The following is a 15717-nucleotide window of genomic DNA, read 5'->3' on the forward strand; positions in this document are numbered from 1 at the left end:
GGGGGTCACAGACCCCAGAAGGAACCGGTCAGCCCGACCGAACGCAGGTAGCCGGCCGCGGCGGCGGGTTCACGGCGCACGTACGGGCTGTGGAGGCGGCCCTCGTACCAGTGCGAGGCCAGACGCCACAGGGTGGGCAGGTTCAGGACGTAGCCGCGGTCGCGGCCGGTGGCGGCCAGCCAGTTGTCGACGCAGTCGGTGGAGCAGAAGAGACGCTGGTGGGCGCAGGTGTGCCGGACGTCGTCCCACATCCGGGTGGTGGGGACGAGGAAGTGGGCGACCTGGTCGCCGGCGGGCGGGGCCTCGCGGGTGACGGTCCAGGCATGGGGCCGGTCACAGGCCGGACAGGTGGTGGCGACCAGGGCCGGGGAGGCGCCGCGGACCAGGTGCGGCAGCGCGAAGGCGTCCCACGCGCAGCCGCCCCACCACAGGGTGGAGCCGCTCATGACGGAGAAGGCCGTCGGGACCGCCGAGAACGGGTGGGCCATCACGATCTCGTCGCGCTCGTCGATCACCAGGTGCCGGGTGAGGGCGAGTTGGCGCAGCCCGTTGCGCAGGGTCGATGAGTTCAGCCCGAGGGTCCTCACCAGTTGGTCGGGCTGCGGAGGGCGCCCGGTCTCGGCGAAGGTTCGATAGATGCTCTGGCGCAGCCGTTCCAGTTCCACGGCGCCAGCATGCCACAGGCGTGGCAGGCGTGGTGACAGTTCGTCAGAGTGTGTGGTCTCCGGCGGGGTGGACATCGGTACGGGTGGGTGTCTGCGCGAACGCGCTTGGTTGGGCGGGTGGTTGCGGCGGGGCGCCTCGGGTCTCCGGGGTCCTGGGGTCCGGGGTCCTGGCGGGTGTCGGAGCCGGAGGTCCGGGCCTGCTGTCCCCCTGTCCCCCGCCGGCGGCGGTGGCCGCTGCCTCCTTCGACACCGGTCCCGTGCATCCCCGATCGTTCGCAGGACCCCCTGTGCGCCCAAAGTGGCTGCGCCGCGTATCGGCGAGGCAATCATAACGGGAACTGGTTAGCAGGCAGAAGGGTTCTCATCAGAATCCTTGTATTCCAATCCAGTTGACCGGTCGGGGGGCACCTGGACGGCATCAGGCACTTCACCGCAATGCCCGATATTGACCGATGATCCCCCTTGCTCCGATTGTGGATCTTTGACCGCCGGCCAGGCAAAGTGACTCTCCTTCACATCCGTTAGGGGGCTTGCCAGGTGATCTAGACTTTGGCCCGGCATTGCCGACTTGATGGATCAGGCCGACCGGAAGGGCAGGAAGGTGCTGGAGAGTTCGCTTCACCATGGGCGGCTTCCCGGAGCGTCGGTGAGAGCCCCGGAAAAGCCCCGGCCGCCGTCGTCGGACGCGGTGTCACCGGCTGGCCGAAAGCCTTCCTTCATCATCTGACTTCGTAGTCACTCTGTTTCTAGGAACTGAACTCATGCTTCGTAAGACCTCGTCCCACGCCCGCCGGGCGGGCCTGCTGGCCGCCACCCTTGGCGCCGGTGCCCTGACCACCTTCTCCGCCGCTCCGGCCGGTGCCGTCACCGGCACCCCCGCCGCCGACGGCGCCTACGCCTACACCGCCCGCCTGGACATCGGCAACAACGTCCGTGCCTGCACCGGCGCGCTGGTGGACCGCAACTGGATCATCACCGCCGCTTCCTGCTTCGCCGACAACCCGGCCCAGCCCACCGCGCTGGCGGCCGGCGCCCCGAAGTGGAAGACCACCGCCACCATCGGCCGCACCGACCTCACCACCACCGCCGGGAAGACCGCGGACATCGTCGAGCTGGTACCGCGGCAGGACCGCGACCTGGTCATGGCCCGCCTCGCCACACCGGTCGACGGCATAGCCCCGCTCACCCTCGCCACCACCACCCCGGCGACGGGCGAGAGCCTGCGGGTGGCCGGCTACGGCCGCACCACCACCGACTGGGCACCGACCAAGCTGCACTCCGGCCTGTTCACCCTCAACACCGTCAAGCCGACCGCCGTCGACACCACCGGGGTCAACGGCGCCGCCGTCTGCAAGGGCGACACCGGTGCCCCCACCATCCGCGAGACCAACGGCAGGGCCGAGCTGGTGGCCGTCGCCTCCCTCTCCTGGCAGGGCGGCTGCCTCGGCGCCCCCGCCACCGAGACCCGCACCGGCGCCACCAGCACCCGCACCGACGACGTCGCCGGCTGGGTGCAGCAGGTCCGCGCCACCGCGCTGGGCTGGAAGACCCAGGCCCTGGTCAAGGGCGACACCGGCCTCTACCAGGCCACCCGCCTCTACGACGGCTCCTGGACCCCGTTCGAGGACGTCCAGGCCAAGGCCGGCAGCACCGGCGGCGTGCGCGTCGCCTCCACGGCCGGCATCAACGGCGACACCCACATCGTCACCCTCGGCGGCGACGGGCGCCTGCACCACGCCATCCACCGCCTCGACGGCACCTGGCAGCCCTTCGGCGACGTCAACACCGTCGCCGGCAACCTCAACGACATCACCCAGGTGGCCACCGCCAGCGTCGGCGGCGACCTGCACGTCGTCGTGGTGGCCGAGGGCGGCCAGGTCTTCCACACCGTCCGCCTCGCCAACGGGACCTGGGCCGGCTTCGGCCCGGTCTTCGGCGCCACCGGACCGCTGAGCGGCATCACCACCGTCGCGGCCGCCGGCGTGGGCAACGACCTGCACGTCGCCGCCGTCGCGGACGGGAAGCTCTACCACACCCGGCGCACCGGCGACGGGACCTGGAGCGGCTGGGGAGCGGTGGCCTCCGAGGCCGGCGCCACCGGTCCCGTGACCTCCGTCGCCATGGCCCGCCAGGGCGACGCCGTCAACGTCGCCGTCCTCACCGACAACGGCGCCAACCAGTACCACACCATCTGGTTCCCGAACCAGACCTGGCAGCCCTTCCGCTCCCTGAGCGGCGTCCTGGGCCAGGTCACCGCCACCTCCATCAGCGCGGCACCCGTCGACCAGGACGTCCAGTTCGCGGTCGTCACCAACGACAACCGCGTCCTGACCACCGCCCGCCTCGCCGACGGCGGCTGGAACCCCGTCACCGCCCTCAACCTCCAGGGGATCACCGGCAACCACACCGGCACCGCCCTCACCGGCACCCTCTGACACCGCCCCACGACAGGCCCGGGGGCGGACGGCCACACGGCCGCCCGCCCCCCGGACACACCGAACACACCGAACGCGCCGAACGCACCGACATGGCCCCGGGCCCGGCTACGGGCCGCCCCGGCCACGGACCGGGCGCGGCCCGGCAGGACACCGCGCCCGCGTGGCCGGGGCGCGGGCGGCCGTGGCACTGCCCGGCCGCGGCGCTGCGTTCCGGCAGGCGTCGCCGCGGCCCGGGACTTCCCGGGGCTCCCGGTCCGCGTGGCCGGGGGTGTTGGAGGCGCGGGCGGGGCGTACGCGTCGCCGGCGCGCTACCGGGGCCCCGGTGGTGCGGGCGGAAGAACGCCCGCCCCGGGGCCTCGGTCGCCGGCCCCGCGCCGCCGGTGGCGGGCGGCGGGTGGCCAAACCGGCGTGTGAGAGCCCACCGGTGGCGCCCCGCACCACGAGGCGCCGGCGCACCGGTCTTGGCCCCGTCTCCCGGCAGGCCGCAGGATGTGCGCTGTTCAGCCGACTTCAGGCTCTCGTACGGCTTCCACCTGGGAGGATCCCATGCTGACCTCGCGCGCCTGCGCCGCTGCCGTCACCGCCGTCCTGCTCGCCGCCGGCACCGCCGCGACGGCGCTGCCGGCCCACGCCGCCGGTCCGAGCGGCCGCCTGGCCGCCCTCAGCCGCTTCGACGACGGCAGCTTCGAGACCCCCAAGGTGGCGGCCAACACCTTCCAGGAGCTCGTGGCGGGGCAGACCATCGGGCCCTGGCAGGTCACGAGCGGATCGGTCGACCTGATCGGCGCCGGATTCTGGCAGGCCGCCGAGGGCGACCAGTCCGTCGACCTCAACGGCTCCGCCCCCGGGTCCGTCTCCCAGGCCTTCACCACGGTGCCGGGGGCGGCCTACACCGTGACGTACTCCCTCGCGGGCAACCCGGAGGCGGCACCGGCGGTGAAGACCGGCCAGGCCCTCGTCGACGGCCAGGACTTCCAGGACTTCACCTTCAACACCGCCGGCCGCAACCGGGCCGCCATGGGCTACGTGACCCGCCAGTTCACCTTCGTGGCGACCAGCGCCGCCACCACGCTGGCGTTCGCCAGCACCACCCCCAACAGCGCCGCCGGACCGGTCGTGGACAACGTCCAGGTCCAGCGGTGCGCGCCCTGCCCCTCCTGCAACTGACCGTGCCCCCGGGGGGCAGGCGGCACGGTCCGCCCGCCCCCGCCGGGAGCGGGCGACGGGGCACTTCGGTGAACGTCCGGCAAAGCGGAACCCGCAGTAGCGTTTCCGCGGGTAGATTCGGGTACTGATCGACCGTCACCGGGGGGACGGCGTCCCCGGTTGCGGGCCGTGGCCTCCCGCGTGCCGGTTTCGGCCCGCGCAGAACAGGACTGCCCATGCCCCAAGCCCAGCCCGCCCTGCCCCGGCGCACCGTCCTGGGGGCGATAGGCGCCGGCGCCGTCGCCCTCGCCGTCACCCCCGCCGCGTCCGCCGCCGCCGCGCCCGCCGCCGCCGCCGGGACCCCGGGCGCCGCGGGCGGCGGGCTCGCGGGCGGTGTGCCGCAGACCCGGGCCATCTCGCCGGCCGGGACGGCCGCCACCCGGGTACGGGCCGGCTTCCCGATCCGCTACGCGGCCGTGAGCTGGCAGGGGCCGCGCCGCGGCGCCTCGATCCGCTTCCACCGCGCCGGCGAGACCGGCCCGTGGCAGCCGCTGCCGGCCGGCTGCGCCGGCGGCCCGGACGGACACGAGAGCGCCGGCGCGGGCGCGCTGGTCGCCGCCGGCGGCGCGGACGGCTACGACCTGCACCTGCCCGACGGCGCCTCCCGGGTGCGCAGCGCCGCGATCGACACGGCGCACGGGCCGGTGCGCGCGCAGGCCCGTGCGGTGGCCGGTCCGCTGTCGTTCTGCGGGGTGGAGTACCTGTCGCGAGCCGCGTGGGGTGCGGACGAGTCGAAGCGGTTCAAGGACGGGGTGGAGAACTCCCCCGTCAAGTACTACCCGCTGCAGACGCTGACGGTGCACCACACGGACACCGTGAACGCCGACCCGGACCCGGCGGCGAGTGTGCGGGCGGTCTACGAGTACCACGCGGTGACCCTGGACTGGGGCGACATCGGCTACCACTTCCTGATCGACGAGGCCGGGCGGGTCTACGAGGGCCGCTGGTCGGGCGATGACGGCATCCCGGCACACGACGCGGCCGGGAACGTGGTGACGGCGTTCCACACCTCGGGCTTCAACTCGGGGAACCTGGGCATCGCGCTGCTGGGCACGCTGAGCGGGCAGGCGCCGACCGGAGCGGCCCGGCGTTCGCTGACGGTGCTGCTGGGCGCGCTGACCCGGGCGCACGGGCTGGACCCGCGGGCGCACACGACGTTCGTCAATCCCGTCAACGGGGTGACCAGGCCGGTGGACATGATCAGCGGTCACCGGGACTGGCTGGCCACCGACTGCCCGGGCGGGGTGATGTACGCGTCGCTGCCGCAGCTGCGTGCGGACGTGGCGGCGCTGGGCCGAGCCGTTCGCGGGGGTTGAGCGGGGTGTGCCGGGGCCGCCCGTCCGTGGTCCGGGCGGGCGGCCCCGGGCCGGTTCAGCGCTGGAGGACGATCTCGGGGTAGCGCGGTGACGGGCCGTCGAACAGGACGGTTGGACGGTGGCGCAGCTGGAGGTCGAAGAAGGCGGCCAGGTAGGCGCGTTGGGCGGTGATGGCGTGCGGGCCGTCGCCGGTGCCGAGGAAGTGGTCGAGGTCGGCGGCGGTCCAGGCGATGGCGGGCCGGGCCCGGGGCAGCAGGAGCTCGAAGTCGGTGTAGGACAGGTGCCCGGAGCCGGTGAGGTTCAACTGGCGTCGCCAGCCGGTGAGTTCGGGCCACAAGGTGTCCCACATGGCGTCGCGGGCGGGGCTGTCCCAGGCGGAGCTCATGAGCAGGACGGGCCGGGCCAGGCCGTCGGTGGCGGGGGCGCCGAAGACGGGGCCGTCGAGGCTGGCGCCGGCCTGGACGCGGGGGTCGTCGTGGAGGGTCTGCAGGGTGGTGGCGCCGCCCATGGAGTGGCCGAACATGCCGACGGTGGCGGGGTCGAGGGCGGCGGCGAGGCCGGGGGGCGGGGGACGGTGGCCGGCGTCGGGACTGGTGCCGGTGGCGGCGAGGGCGGTCAGCCGGTCCAGGACGAGGCGGGTGTCGGCGGCGCGGTAGGCGACGATGCCGGCATCGGTCATGGCGTGGACGGCGGCGGTGTTGCGGACTTCGAGGCGTCCGCCGGGGAATTCGACCTCGCCGGAGTCGAAGGTGTGGTCGATGGCGGCGACGATGTAGCCGCGGGAGGCGAGTTCCTCGGCCAGGGCGGTGTCGAAGCCGCGGTCGCCGCGTGAGCCGGGTGAGTAGAGGACGACGGGGTGGCGGGTGGTGTGGTCGGCGGGGGCGTCCTGGTGGCCGTGGGTGAGCGGCCAGGTGAGGCGGCCGGCGGGGGCGCCGAGGTAGTCGGATTCCAGGTGGGCCGTTTCGGCGGGGGTCGCCCAGGGGGCGGCAGGGTGGCCGGCGGTGGTGGTGGCGGGGTACCAGAGCTGGGTCTTGAGTTCGCGGGGCCGGGGGGTGGGGGCCCAGAGGTCGGGGCGGGTGGGGTCGGTCAGGTGCAGGGTGGTGGTGCCGACGGGGTGGGGTCCGGTGGGCGGGGGCAGGGCCAGCTGGATCGACACGGCCCCGGCGGGTACGGATGCCGCAGCGGCGGCGGTGGCGGTGGTGGTGGGGAGGGTGGTCAGGAGGGCGGTGGCGGCGAGCAGGGCGGCGGTCAGGGTCCGCTCGGGCCTGTGGTGACGGGTCGTCATGGTGGTCTGTCCTCGGGGTGGCTGGCGCGTGGTGCGGGTTCCACCGTGCCCGGGGTGCGGGGGCGGGCGCGTCCGGCCACGGCCGGGGATCGGGGCGGCGGGTACGACCCGGGACATAGGCCTGTGGTGCGATGCGAGGGGGTGCGGGGCGTCGCCGGGCCGGCGCGACGGCCACCCCGGGGGCGGGGCCGGCCCGCGCGGCCGGGGCGGGGCGGTGTGCGGGCGGGGCGGTGGGCGCCGGCGGGCCGGGCCTGACCGGTGGCCCGGGCCGGGGGCTCACGGCGTGCGGGGCTCCCCGGCGGGCTCGGCGGCGGCCGGGGGTTCGGCGGGTGCCAGGGAGGCCAGGAGGGCGTCGAGGAGGCCGGGGAAGCGGGCGTCGAGGTCGGCGCGGCGCAGGCTCACGAAACGGTTGCGCCCGGCCACACGGGTGCTGGTGACGCCGGCCTCGCGCAGGACCCGCATGTGATGGGAGACGGTCGACTTGTGGAGGTGGTCCAGGCCGAGGTGGCGGGGGTCGCAGGAGTGCTCGGCGCCGTCGGCGTAGGAGGCGAGCAGGCGCATCCGGACGGGGTCGCCGAGGGCGTGCAGCACCGCGACCAGGTCGATGCCGTCGCTGTCGGGCTGGGGCAGCCGTTCGTCTTCCATGGCCGGTCGTCCTCCTGTGGCTCCTGCGGCGGCTCCCCGCGGCGCGGTGGTGGTGCGCGATGGTTTGACAATCATCCACCAATCCCTAATGTTTGACGAGCGTCAAACTGTTGCCCGTTCGTCCAACAGGGGGGAACCCATGCCCGTACGCCTGCTCCTGCTCGCCCTCGGCACCTTCGCCATGGGCACCGATTCGATGGTGATCGCCGGGATCCTCGGCCCGGTCGCCGGCGATCTAGGGGTCTCCGTCCCGGCGGCGGGCCAGCTGGTCACCGTGTTCGCGCTCGCGTACGCGCTGCTGGCACCGCTGCTCGCCGCGCTGACCGCCCGCTGGCCCCGCCGGCGGCTGCTGCTGAGCGCGCTGGCCGTGTTCACCGCGGCCAACGCGCTCAGCGCGCTCGCGCCCGGCTACGGGTTCCTGCTGGCCACCCGGGTGCTGGCGGCGGCCGGGGCCGCCCTCTACACCCCGACCGCCAACGCGGTGGCCACCACACTGGTGGGCCCCGAGCGGCGCGGGCGGGCACTGGCCACGGTACTGGGCGGGATGACGGTGGCCACCGCGCTGGGCGTGCCGCTGGGCACCTGGGTCGGGCGCTCCGACTGGCGGCTGACGATGTGGCTGGTCACCGCACTGGGGGCGGCCGCGTTCGCCGGACTGGCGCTGCTGCTGCGCGGCCTGCCCGCGCCCGCCGCCGCACCCGGACTGCGGGCCCGGCTGGCCCCACTGGGCGAACGCCGGGTGCTGGGCGCGGCCGCGACCACACTGGTGTTCTTCCTCGCCTTCCAGTCGGTCTACATCTACCTGGCCACCGCCGTCGCCCCGGCCACCGGCGGGCGCTCCGAGCGGCTGAGCCTGGTCCTGCTGGTCTCGGGCCTGGCCTCGGTGGCGGGCAGCTGGCTCGGCGGGCGTCTGGTGGACCGGATCGGCGTGCGGCGGGTACTGCTGTGGGGCTCGACGGTGGCGGCAGCCGCATTCACCGCACTGCCCTGGGCGTCGGCCAGCATGCCCGGCGCGCTCACATACGCGGCGGTGACCCCACTGGCCGGCTGGGCCGTGTCGGTGGCACTGCCACACCGGCTCGCCTCGATCGACCCGGCCAACGCACCCCTGCTGATCTCCCTCAACAGCAGCGCCCTCTACCTCGGCACCGCCGCCGGCGGCGCAGCCGGCAGCGCATCCATCGCACTACTGGGCGAACGCTGGTTCCCGCTCGCGGCCACCGCCCTCGCCCTGACGGCCACAGCCACCGCCGCAGCCACCACCCGCGGAGAGAACCAGACCCACCCGTCCACCTCCACCCCGGCCACACCCACCCCCGCCCCCGCCGCCCGGCCATAGGGCCTGCGGCGGGCGGGCGGGCGGCGGGCGGACGGCGGAAAAATGCGTGCGTTACGCACGCTTCTCGCACCCTACCCGAGGAACGCGTGCGCCACGCACGCTACGATCGGGGGGTGGACCCCGCACACACCCCTGGCACCCGGACCCCCTCCCCCGGCCCCTCGCCCTCGACCACTCCCGGGGACACCGTCGCCGACGCCCTCGCCCTCCTGCTCAAGCGCGGCACCCGCACCTACCTGTACCGGCAGCTGACCGAGGGCCTGGGCGAGGCCGTGGACGAGGCCACCTACCCCGTGCTGAGCGGCCTGGCCCGCACCGGGGCGCGCAGCGCCGCCGAACTCGCCACCGAGATCGACCTCGACCGCTCCGGTGTCAGCCGGCGTGCCTCCCGCCTGGAGGCCGCCGGGCTGCTGCGCCGCGAGGCCGACCCCGGCGACCAGCGGGCCACCCTGCTAGCCCTCACCCCGGCCGGGCACGACGCCGTGTCGGTGATGCGCCGGCGCCTGGCCGGGCGGATCACCGCCACCCTCGCCTCCTGGCCCCCCGGGGAGGCCGAGGCGTTCGCCCGCGGCCTGCGGCGCTTCGTCAAGCAGGGCCCGTTCACCGGGCCCTGAGCCCCCGCCCCCGGGGCGTGCCGGCCCGAAGGACAGGGCGGCGGGGGTTCACGATCCGTTCCGGGCGGCCCGGGAAGCCCCCGCACGACAGGCCGGAGGCCCCCCGGGCCGCCGGCGCTCAGACGCCGCCGGACACGGTCCCGGGGCCAGGAGGGGTAGAGCGAGAAGAGGTCGGCCCGGCTCCTGTACCGGGCGGTCCGGTCGCTTCCACGGTCGCGATCCACATCCGGATCGTCGCGCCGACCCAGGCGTCTTCCGGCGGCGAGCCCCCATGGCGGGTGGGGCGACAGAGGGCGGGCCGCACGATCCGCCGGACGGACCCGGTCACGGAATCAGCAGAGTAAAAATCAATTATCTTACAGCATCAACGAGTTGAGCATCTTCGACGAACGAGGAGGCGCCGCATGGGCACCCGGGGGTGCGTGCAAGAATCACCTCGGAGCGGCGGGCAACCACCTGGACCTGCCCGCTCTTTGACTGCTATTCAGGGAGCCTATGGTGAGCTTGGCTGCAACAGTTGACCTTCAACTCGCCCGCTTTTCCAATGTTTTGATCTACTCTGCGGTATCCGTGTACCTCCTGGCCATGTTTGCTCACATCTTCGAGTGGACTTTCGGCAGCTCGGGCTCGGTCGCGCGTCGCTCGGCCGAGCAGACCGGCCTCGCTGACGCGGTTACCGCCCCGGAGAGGGCCGCGCGCCGCGAGGTAGCGGTGACCGTTGCCTCGTCCGATGGGGGAACCACCACCCTCGTCCGCCCTCTTCTGGCCGGTGCAGGAGCCGCCAGCGTGACATCGGGCCGAGGGGACGGCGGCGGAACAGACGGGCCCGGTGCGGCGGGGACGAGTGCCAGGGGTGACCTCGCCGGCCGGATCGGCGTCTCCCTCGCTGTGCTGGGGGCGCTGCTCCACGTCGGCGGGGTTGCCACCCGGGGCATATCGGCCGCGCGGTGACCGTGCTGTACACGGACACAGAGCAGCTGGTACCGGCCCTGCGCTCCTACTGGCTGGCCATTCACGTCACTGCTGCGACAGCGTGCGCCGGCGCCTTCTCCACCGCTTTCGCGGCGACGTTACTGTTCCTGGGAAAGGATTCGTACGAGAGCCGGCGCGCTTCCGGCCGGCCGGACGGCCCATGGGGGACTTCGGCACATGTCTGGGAACGTCTGCCGGCCGCGGCAACCCTCGACAAGTTCTCGTACCGGATGAACGCCGTGGTGTTCCCTCTGTGGACCTTCACCATCGTGGCGGGCGCCATCTGGGCCGAGGCGGCATGGGGAAAGTACTGGGAGTGGGACCCCAAGGAGACGTGGTCCTTCATTACCTGGATCGCGTACGCGGCCTACCTCCACGCGCGTGCCACCAGTGGCTGGAAGGGACGGAAGGCCGCGTATCTGGCGCTGGCCGCCTTCCTCTGCATTCTCTTCAACTACTACGGCGTCAACATCTTCGTGACTGGCAAGCATTCGTACGCCGGAGTCGGCTGACGGCCGACGGGAGAGGGAGGCGCGCGGGCCTCCCTCTCCCGGTATCACCTCGACCCGGTGGAACCGGGTCTCAGGAATCCCTTCGCTGGAGCACTGCGCCGACACCCGCCAGCAGGACGAACGGATAAAGGGTGGTCGCGATCCACGCGGGACCGGCAGGGTCCGCGCTCCGGGGGGCTTCAGGAGGCCACCCCTCGAACCCCCGCCCCGGGTGCTGTCATGGCGGCCTCTCGGAGCGGGGCACCGCCTGCCGGGAAAGGCCCGCCGCGTGCCCTCCCGTGTGGTCGGCCGTGCGGCGGCGCGGGGCCGACCGTCCGCGGACCGGCCTGCCGGGCGGCCGGACCCCCAAGAGGCGACAACCCCCGCTGGAGGAAAGGTGCCGCTGCCGCAGACCGTCCGGTACCCGGCAGGCCGCGCCGTGCCGACCGGGGCACGGGGCGGGCGGGCCCGTTACCGTCGCGGTCCTGCCACGGCGTAGACCGCGGTACCGGTCACCAGCAGGGCCCACGCCGTACCAGTGGCCGCCGCCGTACCGGAGGGAAAGATCATCCAGCTGGCCACCTCTCCCGCGGTGCCGCGCAGCGCCGGGACGAGGAGGGCGTACGCGAGCCAGCCGGTCGGCAGGGTCCACGCGAACTGCGCCCCGCACAGCACCGCACCGAGCGCGGCCAGGCCGGCCAGGCCCGCGCTGTCTCGGACGACGACCCAGGCGGGGGCGAGCTCCGCTCCCGCCGTCTGGACCGCCAGCAGCGCCGCACCGGCGGCCGCGCCGGTCAGCAGCACGTGCGCCGCCCGCCGGGGTGCCCACCGGATCGCGGCCGTCCGCTCCAGCGCGGCGTCCTGCCCGCCGAGCCCGACGGAGGCGGCCGCCACGTTCGCGGCCAGGACCAGGACCGCGATCCCCAGGTCCATCGGGCCCGGGCCGCCCCGGTTGAAGGCCCACACCGCCGACGCGACGAGCAGGACCGCGGCGGCCGAGGCGGGCACCTGCCGTGAACGCGCGTACAGCATCAGCCACCTCATCGCGACGCCTCCCCCGCCAGCACCGCAAGCTGCGTGTCCGCGCAGGAGAGCGCGGCGCCGTGCACCTGGGCGATCCGCGAGCGCTGCTCGGCCGGAGGCAGGGCCGTCAGCTTCTCCCAGGCGGCTTCGGCGTCCGCCCAGGCACGGCGCGCGTACTCGTCGGCCTCCGGCTCCCGCAGCGGCCGGAGTTCGTGATCGCCGAGGGCCCAGCTCGCAACGATGCTCTGGACCGGGACGCCGGCCAGCCCCCCGCCCTCCCAGACGGTACGCGGTCGGCAGTTCGGTGCCAGACCCTGGGCGACCAGCCGGCGGGTAAGTTCCGGCCCCGCCGCCCCGGTGAGCAGTGGGTCGTCGAAGTCGATCAGCACCACGTCGCCGGAGAGTTCGCGTTCGCCGGCGATCGCGCGCAGCGTGGTCTCCTCCCGCACCGAGACCGGCGCCCGGTCGCCCAGGGCGTCGTGCAGCACGCGCAGCGCTTCCCTGCCGCGCGGGGCGAGTTCGGGCAGGTGTGAGCGGTGCGCCCGCGTCACGCACACCGGGCCGTCGCAGACCAGGGTGGCGGCGGCCTTGTCGACGACGTAGGTGTCGCGCGCGGCCGCCGGGAGGATCAGCAGGGCCAGGGCCGCGCCGGCCAGGACGGGGGCCACCGCGAGGAGCCGGGCCCGGCGGGTCGCGGCGATCAGCAGTGCGAAGCCGGTGGCGAGCAGGCCGAGCAGCCAGAGCGTCTGGCCGAAGTCCACGGCGCCGGACAGGGTCAGCAGCATCTGCCGTGGCATCTCGGTCACCGGGGACAGCAGGCAGAGCCGGTTCGGCAGGTGACCCGACGGCAGTGCCCCGTCGGTGAACAGCCGCAGGAAGACGGTCGCCGCCAGGAAGAGCACCACCAGGAGCGGCGGGGTGAACACGGAGGGCAGGGCCCGCGCGACGCCCATGCCGAACACGGCCCCCGCGACCAGGGCCAGCACCGCCACCAGCGAGATCACCGGCCAGGACGGCGGCGTGTAGGTGGCAGGGCCGAGCGCCACCTGGACCGCGCCCACCAGGACGAGGAGGCCGAAGCCCGACGCCAGTGTGATCGCCGTCGCGCCGACCGGCAGTGCCGCGCGGTGCCAGGGCGGCCGTGGTGTGGTCGTCAGCAGTTCGGTCATCCGTGAGCGGGAATCACGCAGCCCGTGCACCGCCCCGAAGCCCGCCGCGAGTGGCCACATGAAGGCCAGCATGCACCGGGTCGTCAGCGCCATCGACGTCCACTGGGCCGTCCACGCGGCGGCACCCCGCCACCACATTCCGTCGATCAGGCAGAGGAACGCCAGGCTGCCGCCCAGGACGACGACGCCGGCCCACGGGGCGACGGAGCGTTTCAGCTCGGTACGCAGGACACGTGTGTTCACCAGGTGCCTGCCTGCCGGCCGCGGGTGCTCAGCAGCGCCGAGTAGCCGCGCTCCAGGGGGCTGTCGCCCGGGTGCTCGGTGCCGCCCGCCGCGGCCAGATCGTCCGGTGTGCCCTGGAAGACGAGGCGGCCGTCGGCGAAGAGCACCACGTCGGAGCAGGCCGCCGCGACGTCCTCGACCAGGTGGGTGGAGACGACCACGCAGGCCTCGCGGCCCAGTTCCTGCAGCAGTTCGCGAAAGCGCAGCCGCTGTGCCGGGTCCAGGCCGGCCGTCGGCTCGTCCAGCAGCAGCAGGGCGGGGTCGTTGACGATGGCCTGGGCGATGCCGGCGCGGCGCACCATGCCGCCGGACAGGGTCTTCATCCGGTGGTCGGCGCGGTCCGCCAGGCCCACGCGTTCCACGGCGCGCTGGACGGCCGCGGGGATGTCCGTCTTCGGGACCTCCTTCAGCCAGGCCATGTACTCGACGAACTCGCGTACCGTGAAGCGCTTGTAGTAGCCGAAGTCCTGCGGCAGGTAGCCGATGCGGCGGCGCAGGGCCCGGTGGTCGCCCACCCGGCCCACCGGGGTGCCGAGCAGTTCCAGTTCGCCCCCGGCGGGGGGCAGCACGGTGGCCAGTGCCCGGATCAGGGTGGTCTTTCCCGCCCCGTTGGGTCCCAGGAGGCCGTGGGTACCGGTGCCCAGGCAGAGGTCGAGCCCGTCGACGGCCGTCTTCTTGCGTGCGGCGCGCACTTTCAGGGCGCCGGCGCGGATCTCCCAGGCGTAGGTCTTCGGCGCGGTGTCGGCCGCGCTCGTCACGGGTGTCATGCGGTGGTGCCTTTCGGGGGTCAGTGGTGGTTTCACAGCGTTGAGTACGCGTTCCTGCGGGCGATCACGGCGGCGGTGGCCAGCGCGAGGAGCAGTGCCCATACGGGCAGCCGGTCCGGCTGCAGGGCGAGTTGCAGGGCGTAGGGGGTGCGGCCGGTGGCCCAGGCGGGTGCCACGACGACGGCGCCCCACGCGGCCGCCAGGGCGGTGGCGGCGCGGGCGGGGCCGATCACGCTGCCCAGGGCCAGGGCGGTGGAGGTGAAGGCCAGGGAGGGCAGCAGCCACTGGGCGGCCGTCATGGTCCCGGTCAGCCACCCCCCCAGCAGGAGCCCGGGCAGGACGACGAGGAGGACCGCCGTGGTGCGCCGCAGGAGCAGGGGCAGGCCGGCCCGGGCGGTCGAGGCCGTCAGTTCGTGTGCCGGGTCCAGGGCGCGCGACCACGAGGCGGCGACGCCGCACAGCGGCAGCACGGGCGCGATCAGCAGCACGGGTGAGGCGTCGCCGAAGACCCTCGCCGGCGCGACCGCGTCCAGCAGCAGCGCCATCAGGGTGACGGCGGCGGTCATCGCCAGCCACGGGGTCATCACCGGTGTCAGCCACGCCGACACCCACCTCGGGCGGCGGCGCGCGGGTGCCGGCACGGCCGCGTCCAGTTGCGGTTCCAGACCGGCCCGGACGGTGTCGACGAGCGCGGCGACGCCGGGTACCCCGGTGGCCACGCTGGCCGCCAGGCGGCCACGGCACGGCGCGCACGTCTCCAGGTGGGCCTCCAGCGCCCAGACCGTGTCCGCGGCCATCGCCGTGTCACCGCGCGCGTAGTCGTCGATCAGCCGCCCCGACGCGTGTTCCCCGCTCATGCCAGCGCCTCCCGCATCGCGATCCGGGCCCGGCGGGCACGGGTCTTGACCGTGCCTTCGGGCAGTCTGAGCAGGACCGCGGTCTCCCGGACGGAGAGCCCGTCGAGGACCGTGGCCTGCAGTACCTGTCGCAGTTCCGGCGCCAGGCGCCGCAGGGCATCACCCACGTCGCCGCCGACAGCCTTGGCGAGTGCCTCCTCCTCCGCCGCGGGCACCACCGCCCGTTCCGCGGCGGCGACGGGCGGCTCGGCGTGGTGGGCGCGGCGCCGGAACGCGTCGACGAGACGGCGAGCCGCGATCGTCCACAGCCACCCGACGGCCGACCCGCCGACCGCGCTGCCGGCGAACGCGCCCGCCGCGCGCCACACCGCCAGATAGGTCTCCTGCATGACCTCCGCGACGATCTGCTCGTCCGCGCAACGGCGGCGCAGCCGCACCGCCAGCCACGGCGCCGTACGCCGGTACAGCTCGTCGAACGCCCCGCGGTCGCCTCTGGCCACCAGCCGCAAGAGGTGTTCCTCGTCCAGCCCGTCCGGTGTTCTCCTGCGTGATCTCACACCAGCCAGACGCCGGACACGGCGCGCGGGTTCTGCGCCCGCCGTGATCTGCGTCACGACGCCGGGAGGGGTGGCCGGGGGCAGCGGGGGG

Annotated in this window: 13 protein-coding genes and 1 pseudogene; 6 read left to right on the plus strand and 8 right to left on the minus strand. The window is 74.3% G+C overall.

Features of this window, described 5'->3' with window-relative positions; genetic code table 11:
* Positions 1-5: 5 nt before the first annotated feature.
* Positions 6-665 carry an organomercurial lyase gene (gene merB, locus ACIP82_RS09870; protein WP_400652598.1) on the minus strand — a complete coding sequence of 220 codons (660 nt, stop codon included), beginning with the start codon at positions 663-665 and terminating at the stop codon, positions 6-8.
* Positions 666-1426: 761 nt separating this feature from the next.
* Between merB and ACIP82_RS09875 the strand changes: the two genes are divergently transcribed.
* From ACIP82_RS09875 to ACIP82_RS09885, 3 genes are all read left to right on the plus strand, one after another.
* Positions 1427-3100, plus strand: a complete 1674-nt coding sequence (locus ACIP82_RS09875) for a trypsin-like serine protease (protein ID WP_400652601.1) — start codon at positions 1427-1429, stop codon at positions 3098-3100.
* A 549-nt stretch (positions 3101-3649) separates the two neighbouring features.
* On the plus strand, positions 3650-4270 hold the full coding sequence (locus tag ACIP82_RS09880; RefSeq protein WP_400652604.1) for a choice-of-anchor C family protein: 621 nt from the start codon (positions 3650-3652) through the stop codon (positions 4268-4270).
* Between the two features lie 215 nt (positions 4271-4485).
* Positions 4486-5625 (plus strand): peptidoglycan recognition family protein, encoded by a 1140-nt coding sequence (locus ACIP82_RS09885; RefSeq protein WP_400652606.1) that lies wholly within the window; start codon positions 4486-4488, stop codon positions 5623-5625.
* Between the two features lie 55 nt (positions 5626-5680).
* Here ACIP82_RS09885 and ACIP82_RS09890 read toward each other — a convergent pair whose 3' ends face one another.
* Positions 5681-6910 (minus strand): alpha/beta hydrolase family protein, encoded by a 1230-nt coding sequence (locus tag ACIP82_RS09890; RefSeq protein ID WP_400652608.1) that lies wholly within the window; start codon positions 6908-6910, stop codon positions 5681-5683.
* A gap of 276 nt (positions 6911-7186) precedes the next feature.
* The gene (locus tag ACIP82_RS09895) at positions 7187-7555 is read right to left on the minus strand and encodes a transcriptional regulator (protein WP_363608184.1); all 369 of its coding nucleotides are present in this window, start codon (positions 7553-7555) and stop codon (positions 7187-7189) included.
* Between the two features lie 139 nt (positions 7556-7694).
* Here ACIP82_RS09895 and ACIP82_RS09900 point away from each other — a divergent pair, with 139 nt between their 5' ends.
* The 3 genes and pseudogenes from ACIP82_RS09900 to ccsB all read left to right on the plus strand — a co-directional run bounded on the left by ACIP82_RS09900 (position 7695) and on the right by ccsB (position 10992).
* Positions 7695-8894, plus strand: coding sequence for an MFS transporter (locus tag ACIP82_RS09900; RefSeq protein ID WP_363608185.1), 1200 nt, complete (start codon positions 7695-7697; stop codon positions 8892-8894).
* A gap of 209 nt (positions 8895-9103) precedes the next feature.
* Positions 9104-9508: a MarR family winged helix-turn-helix transcriptional regulator gene (locus ACIP82_RS09905; protein ID WP_400652745.1), complete on the plus strand. Its 405-nt coding sequence runs from the start codon at positions 9104-9106 to the stop codon at positions 9506-9508.
* A 498-nt stretch (positions 9509-10006) separates the two neighbouring features.
* Positions 10007-10992: pseudogene (gene ccsB / locus ACIP82_RS09910) on the plus strand (c-type cytochrome biogenesis protein CcsB).
* A 450-nt stretch (positions 10993-11442) separates the two neighbouring features.
* On the opposite strand, the gene ACIP82_RS09915 reads toward ccsB, so the two are convergent.
* From ACIP82_RS09915 to ACIP82_RS09935, 5 genes are read right to left on the minus strand one after another with little or no spacing between them, the layout of a single operon-like run.
* Positions 11443-12015 carry a hypothetical protein gene (locus tag ACIP82_RS09915; RefSeq protein ID WP_363608186.1) on the minus strand — a complete coding sequence of 191 codons (573 nt, stop codon included), beginning with the start codon at positions 12013-12015 and terminating at the stop codon, positions 11443-11445.
* Positions 12012-13406 carry a hypothetical protein gene (locus ACIP82_RS09920; RefSeq protein WP_400652613.1) on the minus strand — a complete coding sequence of 465 codons (1395 nt, stop codon included), beginning with the start codon at positions 13404-13406 and terminating at the stop codon, positions 12012-12014. Before ACIP82_RS09920 ends, ACIP82_RS09915 begins: the two co-directional genes overlap by 4 nt.
* A complete protein-coding gene (locus tag ACIP82_RS09925) occupies positions 13403-14212 on the minus strand; it encodes an ABC transporter ATP-binding protein (RefSeq protein ID WP_363608188.1) in 810 nt (269 codons plus the stop codon). Before ACIP82_RS09925 ends, ACIP82_RS09920 begins: the two co-directional genes overlap by 4 nt.
* A gap of 32 nt (positions 14213-14244) precedes the next feature.
* Positions 14245-15069 (minus strand): zf-HC2 domain-containing protein, encoded by an 825-nt coding sequence (locus tag ACIP82_RS09930; RefSeq protein ID WP_400652615.1) that lies wholly within the window; start codon positions 15067-15069, stop codon positions 14245-14247.
* Positions 15066-15569: an RNA polymerase sigma factor gene (locus ACIP82_RS09935; protein WP_400652747.1), complete on the minus strand. Its 504-nt coding sequence runs from the start codon at positions 15567-15569 to the stop codon at positions 15066-15068. Before ACIP82_RS09935 ends, ACIP82_RS09930 begins: the two co-directional genes overlap by 4 nt.
* Between the last annotated feature and the right edge of the window lie 148 nt (positions 15570-15717).

The organism is Kitasatospora sp. NPDC088548 (genome assembly GCF_044753005.1).
Lineage (GTDB): Bacteria > Actinomycetota > Actinomycetes > Streptomycetales > Streptomycetaceae > Kitasatospora.

Bases quoted from the DNA above. Each gene is read 5' to 3' on its own strand.
- ACIP82_RS09875 (WP_400652601.1), top strand. From the start codon at position 1,427: ATGCTTCGTAAGACCTCGTCCCACGCCCGCCGGGCGGGCCTGCTGGCC.
- ACIP82_RS09880 (WP_400652604.1), top strand. From the start codon at position 3,650: ATGCTGACCTCGCGCGCCTGCGCCGCTGCCGTCACCGCCGTCCTGCTC.
- ACIP82_RS09885 (WP_400652606.1), top strand. From the start codon at position 4,486: ATGCCCCAAGCCCAGCCCGCCCTGCCCCGGCGCACCGTCCTGGGGGCG.
- ACIP82_RS09890 (WP_400652608.1), bottom strand. From the start codon at position 6,910: ATGACGACCCGTCACCACAGGCCCGAGCGGACCCTGACCGCCGCCCTG.
- ACIP82_RS09895 (WP_363608184.1), bottom strand. From the start codon at position 7,555: ATGGAAGACGAACGGCTGCCCCAGCCCGACAGCGACGGCATCGACCTG.
- ACIP82_RS09900 (WP_363608185.1), top strand. From the start codon at position 7,695: ATGCCCGTACGCCTGCTCCTGCTCGCCCTCGGCACCTTCGCCATGGGC.
- ACIP82_RS09915 (WP_363608186.1), bottom strand. From the start codon at position 12,015: ATGAGGTGGCTGATGCTGTACGCGCGTTCACGGCAGGTGCCCGCCTCG.
- ACIP82_RS09925 (WP_363608188.1), bottom strand. From the start codon at position 14,212: ATGACACCCGTGACGAGCGCGGCCGACACCGCGCCGAAGACCTACGCC.
- ACIP82_RS09930 (WP_400652615.1), bottom strand. From the start codon at position 15,069: ATGAGCGGGGAACACGCGTCGGGGCGGCTGATCGACGACTACGCGCGC.